Annotated in this window: 7 protein-coding genes; all 7 read left to right on the top strand. The window is 42.7% G+C overall.

The features are described 5' to 3' along the window. Positions 1 to 236: 236 nt before the first annotated feature. Positions 237 to 1,325 carry a tryptophan 2,3-dioxygenase family protein gene (locus GVO63_RS07290; protein ID WP_159495164.1) on the top strand — a complete coding sequence of 363 codons (1,089 nt, stop codon included), beginning with the start codon at positions 237 to 239 and terminating at the stop codon, positions 1,323 to 1,325. Between the two features lie 251 nt (positions 1,326 to 1,576). Next, positions 1,577 to 4,522 (top strand): TonB-dependent receptor, encoded by a 2,946-nt coding sequence (locus GVO63_RS07285; RefSeq protein ID WP_159578822.1) that lies wholly within the window; start codon positions 1,577 to 1,579, stop codon positions 4,520 to 4,522. Positions 4,523 to 4,846: 324 nt separating this feature from the next. After that, positions 4,847 to 7,747, top strand: a complete 2,901-nt coding sequence (locus tag GVO63_RS07280) for a TonB-dependent receptor (RefSeq protein ID WP_159578820.1) — start codon at positions 4,847 to 4,849, stop codon at positions 7,745 to 7,747. 66 nt (positions 7,748 to 7,813) lie between these two features. Continuing rightward, complete coding sequence (locus tag GVO63_RS07275; protein ID WP_159495167.1) at positions 7,814 to 8,707, top strand: class I SAM-dependent methyltransferase; 894 nt, start codon at positions 7,814 to 7,816, stop codon at positions 8,705 to 8,707. Positions 8,708 to 8,709: 2 nt separating this feature from the next. Continuing rightward, a complete protein-coding gene (locus tag GVO63_RS07270) occupies positions 8,710 to 10,482 on the top strand; it encodes a putative 2OG-Fe(II) oxygenase (protein WP_159578818.1) in 1,773 nt (590 codons plus the stop codon). 17 nt (positions 10,483 to 10,499) lie between these two features. Further along, entirely contained in the window at positions 10,500 to 11,198 is a 699-nt protein-coding gene (locus tag GVO63_RS07265) for a 2OG-Fe(II) oxygenase family protein (RefSeq protein WP_159578816.1), read from the top strand. A 298-nt stretch (positions 11,199 to 11,496) separates the two neighbouring features. After that, positions 11,497 to 12,258, top strand: coding sequence for a DUF3450 domain-containing protein (locus GVO63_RS07260; RefSeq protein ID WP_159578814.1), 762 nt, complete (start codon positions 11,497 to 11,499; stop codon positions 12,256 to 12,258). The last annotated feature ends 4 nt before the right edge of the window (positions 12,259 to 12,262 follow it).

Below are 12,262 nucleotides of genomic sequence, written 5' to 3'. Positions count from 1 at the left end.
ATTTTCCCCCATTTAACGTTTAGCGCCGTAATAGTGGCTTTTATAGTTACGTTGCGACCATGAATTTCAGAACATAGTGTTCACTCGAACAAAATGGACACATTTTTATACGTACATGATGTCGCATCATAACCCATAGCCGTATATCCATATTATGTATAGCTTGTATTCTGTGGATGTCGAGGTGACGATGATAGAATTACAGACTTATATAACGGCAATAAGGCATTAACGACATGAAAAAAAATATAGAGCCCTGCTACTATGGCGATTATCTCCAGCTAGACAAAATACTGGGTGCCCAAGATCTACAGAGTGAAAAATATGGTGATGTGGCCCATGAAGAGATGCTGTTCATAATCGTACACCAGGTTTACGAATTATGGTTTAAGCAGGTCCTCCACGAATTAAACGCCGTCATAGATACTTTCAATCAAGAAACAGTGAAAGATCAGCAGCTAACGTTAGTTGTACATCGCTTACAGCGAATCATACAAATTCAAAAATTAATGAATGACCAAATTGCCATCATGGAAACGATGACACCACAGCAATTTTTATCATTTAGAGATTACCTCGTACCTGCATCCGGCTTCCAAAGTATTCAGTTCAAACGTTTAGAGATTTCTCTCGGCTTAAAACGTGACTTTAGAATCGACTTCGACAAACAAAGCTTTTATAACCGCCTCACTGATAAAGATAGAGCACTGCTTGAAAACCTAGAAAATAAGCCGAGTTTGTTTGAGCTTGTTGATAAATGGCTGTCGAGAATGCCGCTTTTAAAAACAGAAGGCTTCGACTTCTGGCAATACTATAAAGATGCGGCAGAGGAAATGTTGAAAGATGATCATCACACTATTTCAACGAGTGATATGTTGTCTGAGACGGAAAGGCGTCAGGAGCTCAAAGATCTCCAGGGTACTATGGAGAACTTCGATGCCTTGTTTGATGAAGCTAAGTTCGAAAAGCTGAGAGGCGAAGACAAATTCCGTTTAAGTCATAAGGCACTGCTCTCAGCCTTATTTATAAAACAATATTCGGAAGAACCCATTTTTAATCTCCCATTTCAGCTTATCACTGCGCTCACCGAAATAGATGAACAGCTAACTATCTGGCGCTACCGCCATGCAATGATGGTTCAGCGGATGCTGGGCACTAAAATAGGTACAGGCGGTTCATCTGGCCACCATTATCTTAAGAAAACGACCGAATCAAACCGCATTTATTTGGACTTTTTTAATATGGCGACTTTTTTATTACCGAAAAGCGCTCTGCCGGCGTTACCTGAGTCTGTGAGAAAGCAGTTAGGTTTCTACTTGCAGTAGTTTTAATATTCATAAAAATGCATATAAATTAGATATTTAGCTTGATATTTGAACGGGTTCAACGTGTTATCGCGCTAAAGCTTCCTTTCGTCGCAAGGGGCGCAAAAATTCATTGATTATTTTTCTTTGGTAAGTCAATTATCCTTTTGGGTAATATTTATTATCTTTAATAAATACAAAGATTTAGGTTTGCTTAATTGATTTTTTAAAAAAGTTTAACACTAGATTATGACTAACCAGGGAATACGTACATGTATCAAATCAAGAGAAGTGCAGTTGCGTTAGCAGTTGCACTGTCAATTGGTGCGGCTGCACCAGCTTTAGCAAATAACACCAATGGATCAATTCAGGGAACATCTGTTCAAGTGAATGGCAGCGCGCTTTCAAACGTTACCATTACCATCGAAAACTTAGAAACTGGGCTTACTCGCTCCGTTGAAAGTGATGAATCAGGTGATTTCCGTTTTCCATTGTTACCAGCAGGTAACTACAAAGTTACGGCAGAAAAGAATGGATTTCGCACCACAATTCAAGAATCTGTGAGAGTAGGGATTAGCGGCAAAACAAACTTAGATATGCGTCTTACTAGCGATGATGTAGAGCGCATTGAAGTTACAGGCACCACTATCGCTTTGGTTGATGTAACAAGCTCGAGTACCGGTATCATTGTAGACAGCGTTACGCTGGACCGAGTTCCGGTTCCTCGAAATCTAACTTCTGTAGCGCTATTAGCGCCAGGTACAACGCAAGGTGACTCAGCCTTCGGTGATTTGCCTTCAATTGGCGGTGCATCGGTTGGTGAAAATGGCTACTACATTAACGGTCTAAACATTACCAATTTCCGTACTGGTGTGGGTTCTAGCGAGCCACCGTTTGATATGTACGAAACGTTCGAGGTAAAAACAGGTGGATACTCAGCAGAGTTTGGGCGTGTAACTGGTGGTGTTATTAATGCGAAAACTAAAAGTGGTACCAATGAGTTCAAAGCTGGTGCTAACTTCTACTGGGAGCCTGATGCACTTCGTGAACAGCGAGATTCGTCTCGTAATAACAAAAACGGTTTGTATCGCATCGACAATACACGCGATGAGATAGACGAGTGGGACGTTAACGTTTGGGCAAGCGGTGCTTTGATAGAAGATAAGTTGTTCTTCTATGCACTATTTAACCCTCGTTCAGCTGAAAATAATTACGTGAGTGACCAAACGAACACCAGTGAAGGTGTAACACAAAATGGCTTTTTTGAAAAAGATGACGATGCATTTTGGGTCGCCAAACTAGACTGGTACGTTACAGAAAATAATATTTTTGAAATCACCGCTTTTTCTGATGAGCGCTCAACAGAAATCACCACCTATGACTCTGTTGACGGCGGTGAGTTCACTGATGGTCGTGTAGGCTACGAAGATGAAGGTGGTTTGAACTATACGGCGAAATGGACGAGTATCATTAATGATGACTTCTCAATCTCTGCTCAGTATGGCATTAACAAACAAGACAGAACAGTGAGAAGTGAGCTAGACGGCAACCCGGTCGTTTATTATCGCTATGACAGCACAGCAGCGTTCGTTCCAACAAATACATGGGCTAACTTCACTGCAGAGCAAGGCGATGATGAACGTGAGGTTATACGACTGGATGCAGACTGGTATGCGGGCGATCACTCAGTACGGTTTGGCGTTGATTATGAAAAACTTACTTCAAACAGCAATACCATAAACTCAGGTGGTGCATACTATTTGTACTATGTCGATGATAGCGACCTAGCCAACGAGGAAATTTATCAAGTCCGTTACCGTGATTATAACGTAGGTGGACAGTTCGATTCGGAAAATTTTGCTTTTTATATTCAAGACCAATGGCAGGTTACTGATACCTTGGTGATTAACGCAGGCCTTCGTAACGATACGTTTGAAAACTTTAACGCTGATGGTGAGTCTTTCGCTAAACTCGACAACCAGTGGGGCCTTCGGTTAGGGGCTGTTTGGGATGTGTTTGGTGACGGAGAAACCAAAGCATGGGCGAGCTATGGCAGATACTACCTACCTATAGCCGCAAATACGAACATTCGTCTTGCTGGCGCAGAAACTTACACACAAGAGTACTATGAGTTTGAAGGTTTTGCCGATGAAGCATTGGGTATTCCGAATCTAACGGGCGCAAAAACACAGCCCGATGATGTATTCGCAGATGGTACAGCTAAATCTCCTGATGAAATCGTAGATCAAAACTTGGATTCTATGTACTCAGATGAATTTATCGCCGGTTATCAATTCCAGTTAAACGACGAATGGAGCATGTCAATTCAAGGTACATATCGTGAGCTTTCTACCACTATAGAAGATATGGCGATTGATGCAGCTGTTATTGAATGGGCGGCAGCCAATGGCTACGGTGACGTATCTGATATCTGGGATGGGTTCCACCAGTATGTGTTAACTAACCCTAACTCTGATATGCGCATTGGTACTACAGAATTGCCGGGTGCAGAAGGTGAGTTAGTCTACATGGATCTATCTGCTGAAGATTTGGGCTATCCCGATTCTATTCGTAAATATGCTGCAGTCGATTTTATGTGGCAAAGAGCATGGGACGGCGTATGGATGCTCAACGCTGCATATACATGGTCACACAGTTGGGGTAACAACGAAGGTTATGTGCGTTCTGACAACGGTCAGGATGACGCAGGGCTAACAACATTATTTGATCAGCCGGGTCTGCTCGATAATGCTTATGGTGACTTGCCTAATGACAGACGTCATCAGGTAAAACTGTACGGCGCTTATGCAGTCACTGAAGATTTAACGCTTGGCGCTAACCTCCAGTTTTGGACTGGTCGTCCGATTAATGCTTTTGGTTATCATCCGACAGACCTGTTTGCTCAAGCTTATGATTCTGAGTCGTTCTTTGCCGGTGGTGAGCCAGCGCCTCGAGGTTCCCGTGGCCGCACCAGCAGTTACTATTCTATCGACGTTTCTGCATCGTACAATATTGACATCGGTGAAGACCAAAAGCTGGTTGTACGAGCGGATATTTTCAATCTTCTAAATAACGATCGCGTTACAGAAGTGAACGAAATATACGATGACGAGAGCTCAGCTGATCCCACCAATCCAGATGTTAACCCGAACTATGGACTTCCAACAGCATGGCAAACCCCGCGCTATGTTCGTTTCAGCGTAAATTACTCGTTCTAAAGAGCGTGTAGCAAACGATGTTAATAAGGGCGTGGGTAGACTTTATAGTGTGCCCTTGCCCCTTTATATTGATAGTACAAAAAACGAACGGATTGGTTTGTTTTAGGTGCTCCAAATGTAAAATGTAAGTTAATATTTACAAAAGAAGGCACAAAGACAAAAAAAAATTGAACTTTTACGGAACACCCGTCTGATCTCGGTTGACCCTATGCTTAGGATGTGGTTATTATCAAAGTGAGGCTTTGACCTTACTAATAATAATTCGTTATATAAACGATTTAAGAAACACACACTAAGAGTTTTAGTGGTCCAGGGAGACAATACATGTTTACAAACTCTAAGCTGGCTAAGTCAGTAAAGTTAGCGTGCGCATTTGGTGCGGTAGCTGCGACAGGAATTAGCGTACCAGCGTACGCACAAGAAGATGCTCAAGTTGAAGAAGCTGCAGTTGAAAAAGTGCAGGTTGTTGGTTCACGTATCCGTAAAGTTGATTTCGTCAGCAATGCGCCAGTCGCTACGGTTGGTATTGAACAGTTCGAGTTAACTAACTCAGTTAACACTGAAGCTCTTCTAAACACGCTTCCTCAAACAATTCCAGGTCTAGACCGTTCTTCTAACAACCCAGGTGGCGGTATCGCGACTGTTGACCTTCGTGGTCTTGGAACAAACAGAACGCTTGTTCTTATCGATGGCGTTCGTGCTGTTCCTACAACATCTGGCGGTACAGTTGATATCAACACCATTCCTGCTGCACTTATCGAAAACGTAGAAGTACTAACAGGTGGTGCGTCTGCGGTATACGGTTCTGACGCGGTAGCGGGTGTTGTTAACTTCGCACTTAAAAAGAATTTTGAAGGTGTAGATTTCAATACTAGTTTTGAAACTACTGAAGAAGGTGATGCTGAGATTTGGAACGGCTCACTAACGCTAGGTGGCAACTTCGCTGATGACCGCGGTAACGTAGTTGTGAGCATGCAGTACACTGAGCGTTCAGCGCTTTTTGCTGATTCTCGCGATATTTCTAGCATCGCACTAACAGACGCTGTTGGCGATGACGGCCGTCTATTCCTAGAGCCTTTCGGTTCATCGGGCGTACCTGGTACATCTATCTTCACTGCAGGCCTACCAGCTTCTTTCAATAGCGGTGCAATATTCAATCAGGACGGTACTATTCGTCCATTCGTTCAAGGCGGTGCTGAGAACGATTTTTATAACTTTGCTCCAGTAAACTACCTACAGTTACCACAGCAACGTCACAACATTACTGCAATCGGTCACTTTGAAATCAATGACACTACCGAAGTTTACATGCGCGGTAGTTTTGCTAACAGTGACGTACCACAGCAGCTAGCTGCGACACCTATTTTCCAGACGTCAACATTTACGCTAGACGGAAACCCGTTCATTGACCCAACAGCACAGCAGATCCTTTCTGACGCAGTTGGCGGTGACGTAGATACCGACGGTGATGGCATTGCTGATACAGGTACTGCGTTCCTTCGTCGTCGTTTGTTAGAAGTTGGTCCTCGTATTGTTGAAGACGACAACACAATGTTCTCTATGCTTGCTGGCCTACGTGGTTCGTTTGGCGATTCAGCATGGACGTACGACGCGTATTTCCAAACTGGCCGTGTAAACCAAAACTCTATCCAGTTAGGTAACGTTAACCGTGCACGTTTTGACCAAGCGCTTATTCTTGCCACAGACGAAGCTGGAAACGTTATCCTAGATGCAAACGGTGATCCGAGCTGTGCGAACACAGCGGCAAATGGCTCACTAGTAAGCTGTTCTCCAATGAATCTGTTTGGTGAAGGTAATATCTCAGCAGAAGCTGCTGACTTCCTTCGTACTCGCGTAAACTCTACCTCTGAGTACGAGCAGAAACTTTTCGGTTTCAACATTTCTGGCGACACCATGGACTTCTTAGAACTTCCTGGTGGTCCAATCGGAATCGCGTTTGGTTTCGAGCGTCGTGAAGAAAGCTTCTCGTTCGACCCATCACAAGACCTTGCTGCAGGTACAATCGCTGGATTTAACGGTTCAGGCCCTGTTGCTGGTAGCTTCGATGTAAATGAATACTTTGTAGAAGCATATCTACCTCTTGTTGAAGGTGTAGAGTTCGCTGAACTTATCGACCTTGAGTTAGCATACCGCTATGCAGACTGGTCAACAGTAGGTGGCGTAAATGCGTATAAAGTAGCCGGTTCATGGACTATTAACGATACACTTCGTTTCCGTTCAAGCTTCAACCGTGCGGTACGTGCGCCTAACATTGGTGAGCTTTTCTCTCCACAGAACGAAGGCTTCCCACCAGCGGAAGATCCATGTTCATCTAAAGCATCTAACCAATCAGATGCAGTTCGCGCAATTTGTACAGCGACTGGTGTTCCTGCTAACGCGGTATTCACTCCTACGCTAGACGCGGTATCTGGTCAGACTCGTCAGGTAAGCGGTGGTAACCCTAATCTTCAAGAAGAAACTGCTGACACAATGTCTGTCGGTTTTGTTATTACGCCAATGGACGACTTCAGTGTGTCTGTTGACTACTTTGACATTGAAATTGAAGATGCAGTATTTGGTTTTGGTGGCGGTACTAACAACGTACTTTCTACCTGTTACGACCCATCAAATGAGCTAGGCGGTGTTGGTTCTGCATTCTGTGATGTTGTAAACCGTCGCCCTGATGGCTCTATCGATTTCGTTGAAATCCTTAGCCAGAACGTAGGTTCAATCAAGCTTACAGGTGTGGATATCGTTGCTGACTACGCAATGGAAGTTGCGGGTGGCGATATGCGTGTTAACTACCTTGCTACTTACACCACTGAGAGCTCGTTCCAGTCATTCGCTGGTTCAGAGGTTATCGACTGTGCGGGTACATTTGGTAACACTTGTGGCGAGCCTACTCCAGAGTATGTTCACCGTATGACTGTTGCTTGGGGCATGGATGACTTTGACGTTCAACTTCTATGGCGCTTCATCGGTGCAACGGAAGATGACGACAACGGTACTGTTTTCTTCCAAGAAGATACAGGTTCATTCAGCTACTTCGATCTGTCTGGTACTTACCACATTGGCGAAAACTACCGTCTAAATGCAGGTATTCGTAACATTGCAGACCGCGAAGCACCTCGTTTCGGTGACAACGCTGAGCAGTCAAATACATATCCTGCAACATACGATGTATTTGGTAGAACTTACTTCGTAGGTATCTCTGCAAGCTTCTAATAGCTAATTGCTTTGTTAAAAAAGTGGGCGTTGCCCACTTTTTTTTTGCTTTTTCTAAGGAGTATCATGACGACAATAGACGATTGGAACGAGTATTGGAAAGAAAACCCTAACAGCAAAGTATTGTTCACAGGAGATGATGGCAAAACTATCGGAGATTTCGAAAAATTTTGGTCTCAAATTTTGCCATATCACACACAAAACCTGAGCGTCATTGATATAGCGTGTGGTTCAGGGGCGCTTTTTCAAACATTCGGTGATAAAGCGTTTAGCCGTAAGGCTGGGTTAGACTGCAGTTCAGATGCACTTAACTCATTACAAAAAAATGTACCTGATGCTGAGGGTATACTTAATGAAACGTCCGTGTTGCCAAAAGAAACGTTGATTGAGTTTGATTTGATTCTAAGTCAATTTGGCATAGAGTACTTAGGTACTGAATCAATTAAAGATATACCCGGGAAGATGAAGCAAGGCGCTGAATTTATTGCTCTTTGTCATTATAACGGGGGACACATCTATTCTCGATATAAAAGAGAGAAAGAGGGAATAGAAACCCTGTTTGCTATTGAAGCTTTTGAAAATGCATTGCAGATTGCAGAACTAATGAACAACGACACAATCGCATATGAAATTCGTGCAAGAGACTATCTATCTCATCTAGCAACATTGGACAAAAAGTGGTGTGCGGGAAGCCTTCATTTCGTCAATGGAATTCAGCAACTTTTTGTCGCTTATAAACAATATGATCATTCTGATATATTGGCTTGGATAAAAGGGTTCAAACTGCAGTTAGATATTATTTATCGCAGAGTAACTACTATATGCGATGTGGCTTTATCGGAATCTGACGTTCAACAGATAACAAGTGGACAATATTCTGATAGCTGGACTGCCAGCCCATTCACACTGAAAAATAGCAGTTTACCGGTAGCATGGAATTTAAGATTTAAAAAGAAATAGCAATGAAAAACCTACAAAGCGTAATGAGCCTGCATCAAAAGGGGCAATTGGCAGAGGCAGAAGCTGGCTACAAACAACTTTTTAAAAAATATGCGTCTGACATAAACCTCAATTATCTTTATGGCAAGCTACTTCTTGATACGCAAAGAGCCGCTCATGCTTTACCCCTTTTAGAATTCGCACATAAAAAGGTGCAGTCTAACGTACCGCTCCTTTGTGAATATGCTAAATGCCTGTTGGCGCTGAAGAAGTACGAAGCGGCTTATCGCTGTCTTGCGCCTCATAGTAAGGCAACAGTCGATACATCCAAATTATTTTTGCGGGCTGTTGATGGTTTATACAGCGATACGGATTTAGACAATTGGTATCAAAAGTTAAGAACCCCCCAAAACGATAAAGTGTTGACTAATTACGTTGCTGGTCTTTTCGATAATAGGGGAAACTTAACGAAGGCAGCGGAGCTATATGAAACTGTCATAAATTCGGATCCCAGCAATACTACTGCACTCCATAATTTAGCGACAGTAGCTAGAAGGTTAGATAAACCCGAGCTTGCTCTTGACCTTCTACAACGCGCTAAAGCATATGGCCTTGATAGTTTTCAGCTTTATCATAATTTAGGTAATGCGTACTCAGACTTAAATATGCTTGATGAAGCGGTAGCGTCATATGTAAAGGCTATTCAGCAAAATCCTTACTACGTCGATAGCTATGAAAACCTGTCATCCATATATAGTGAAACTGGGGCAATTAGCAAATCAGTTACGATTTTTGAGTCAGCCATAAAAAATGGCATTAAAAGCGACGACATGATTATCGCTTTAGCTCAAAAGTATTTACGCATGGGGGAAATTGCCGCTGCAGAAGCTTTGCTAGATAACCATCAACAGCTAGATCGTTCATCGGTTCCCTATTTGTCGTGTAAAGCCCGTTTGTATCATTTAAGCGGCAGACATCAGGACGCGTTTATGCTTTTGAAGGATCAATCTGAAGCTGCTTTAAAGCTAGAGGCGGCTCAGTACGCTTTGCAGATAGATGAGCCCAGCTATGTGCTTGAGACAATGCCTTCATTAGCACATTTTAACGATTCAGCGGTTATGTCTAAGGCTTATTTAACCGTGGCAGAGCGCCTTTCTAAACGCAATTTACATCGCACTAGTTACTGTGACTATTCTATGTTAACAAGAACCTATCAACTCCCTGAGGGGATGGCAGGTATATCACGTGATGAATTTATCGTGTCGCTAAAAAATCATGTTTCTCTTCTGCACAATGCGAAGTCTGCGCCACTGCAACAAACGGTTAACGGTGGTACGCAGACCCGTGGGAATATTTTATCTACAAATAACGAGTACTTAATTGCACTGCGTCGTTTTTTCGAAGAGTCAGTTCAACAATATATATCGGACGTCAGTGCTATTGAGGGGCTGCATGAGTTTGTTGTTTTGCCGAAAAACGAATTCAAAATCGTCGGAGCGTGGTCTGTTTTTTTGTCAGACAAGGGGTACCACACGAATCATGTCCATCCGGAGGGCAAATTAAGTGCGGTATTTTATATTGATATACCTTCAACGTTAGAACATGAAAAGCACGAAGGCTATCTGTCGTTCGGGACCCCAAATTTTAAACTAAATACTGACCTAACTCACGAATATACCGTTCGACCGGAAGTTGGCAAGCTGGTGATTTTTCCCTCTTACTTTTGGCACGGTACTATTCCTTTCCAATCGGACGAAAAACGTTTAACTATCGCGTTCGATATTTCATCCTATTGATTTTAAAAGAGATAAAAATGACAAAATTTTGGAACAAAGACCTGAACTTTGAAGAACTTAAATCTAGCTTCGCCGTAGACGGAAAAGTACGGGCTAGCAAAGTATTGGACTTTGAATTCGCTGCACACTCATTTCAAGCGTTAAATGAAAGAGTAGAATTCGATACTGCCATGTATATTGACGGTAAAAATGCAGTAATGAGCAAAAAGGAATGGAATAGCCTAGAAGACACACAGCGCCAACAGATTTATTTTCACTTGATGGAAAATGCCGCTTTGGGCAACGGTTTTTCGTATGGACGAAAATATATTACGGCCGAAGAGAAAGACCCATTTCTACTTAATTTTTACAACACTCTTAATAGTGAAGTAATTCTAGACACTATTCGCGAACTAACGGGTAAGAGCGATATTAACTATGCAAGTATGCAGGCGACAAAATACATACCTGGCCAATTCTTAACTCGGCACAAAGATGATGTGCAATCTGAAGGGAGAAAGCTAGCCTATGTATTTAACTTATCACCAGAATGGCATCCTGATTGGGGTGGATTGCTCCAATTTTTTAATGACGAGGGTGAGACCTTAGAAAGCTGGACACCATCGTTTAATACTTTGAGCTTATTTGATGTAAAGCACATACACAGCGTTACTTATTTGACACCGTTTGCCAAGAAACCGCGGTATGCGCTGACGGGATGGTTTGGAACTCGGTAAAAAATTAACCACCTACGGTATAGTAACGGCATCCACTGACTTAATTGATTTAGAAAAAGTCACTTTCTTGTGTGAATATAATTTAAGCGATTAATCTCAAAAGTTTAATATGTAAAGAGGTCGTTACTTGACTCGTTACACCGTTCCATGTGAGTATACTACGTTCGTAGTACTGGCCATTGACGTCAGTGCTACATTCCTGAAACAAAATTGTGAAAGTTTTATACGCCCCTTGCCCGAATATTTTCCTTATCGGCGAGGATTCAAATAAGAAATTTGGTTGGGAACTATGTCCAAAATGAGCAAGAGAACTCTTATTGCTTCTACTGTTATGGGTGCATTCGCACTAACAGGTAGTGCAGTCTCTGCAGATACGCTAGAAGATCTTCATAAAGAAGAAGCGAAAATCCACGCGGCTGCAGCGAAATCTCAAGAAAAAATCAACACGTTGTTTGAACAGTCTCAAGAACTACTCGTTGAGTATCGTCAAACAGTAGATGAGACAGAAAACCTTAAAATCTACAACGATTACATCGCTAGCCTTGTTGCTGACCAGCAGCGTGGTATTGATTCACTTCAGCGTCAAATCGACAGCATCGAACAAACTAAGCAGGGCATCGTTCCTCTTATGTTCCGCATGATTGACAGTCTAGAGAAGTTTATCAAGCTAGATCGCCCAATCCGTTTGGAAGAGCGTCTACAGCGCGTTGAGCGTCTTCGTGACCTTATGGCTAACTCGAACGTTACTGTTTCTGAGCAGTTCCGTCAGGTGCTAGAAGCTTACCTAGTTGAAGTTGAATACGGTACTAAGATTAATTCTTATCAAGGTACTATTGATGATGCAGGTACAGAAGTAACTGTTGATTTCTTTAACCTAGGTCGTACAGCTCTACTAGCTCTTTCTCTTGACCAGACTCACGCTTGGGTTTGGAACAATGAAAGCCGCTCTTGGGAGAAGCTAGGTGATGAGTACCTTTCTTCGACTATTGACGCAGTGAAAATGGCAAACGGAACCATTCCTGCGGCTCTTGTTAAACTACCAATTAGCGCAGCGGAGTAATTGT

This window comes from Alteromonas sp. KUL106 (assembly GCF_009811415.1).
Taxonomy (GTDB): Bacteria; Pseudomonadota; Gammaproteobacteria; order Enterobacterales; family Alteromonadaceae; genus Alteromonas.
This window is presented reverse-complemented; position numbering and strand designations above follow the sequence as displayed.

What these genes read in the sequence shown, in the direction of transcription:
- GVO63_RS07265 (WP_159578816.1), top strand. Translation starts at nt 10,500, where the DNA reads ATGACAAAATTTTGGAACAAAGACCTGAACTTTGAAGAACTTAAATCT.
- GVO63_RS07270 (WP_159578818.1), top strand. Translation starts at nt 8,710, where the DNA reads ATGAAAAACCTACAAAGCGTAATGAGCCTGCATCAAAAGGGGCAATTG.
- GVO63_RS07275 (WP_159495167.1), top strand. Translation starts at nt 7,814, where the DNA reads ATGACGACAATAGACGATTGGAACGAGTATTGGAAAGAAAACCCTAAC.
- GVO63_RS07285 (WP_159578822.1), top strand. Translation starts at nt 1,577, where the DNA reads ATGTATCAAATCAAGAGAAGTGCAGTTGCGTTAGCAGTTGCACTGTCA.
- GVO63_RS07280 (WP_159578820.1), top strand. Translation starts at nt 4,847, where the DNA reads ATGTTTACAAACTCTAAGCTGGCTAAGTCAGTAAAGTTAGCGTGCGCA.
- GVO63_RS07290 (WP_159495164.1), top strand. Translation starts at nt 237, where the DNA reads ATGAAAAAAAATATAGAGCCCTGCTACTATGGCGATTATCTCCAGCTA.
- GVO63_RS07260 (WP_159578814.1), top strand. Translation starts at nt 11,497, where the DNA reads ATGAGCAAGAGAACTCTTATTGCTTCTACTGTTATGGGTGCATTCGCA.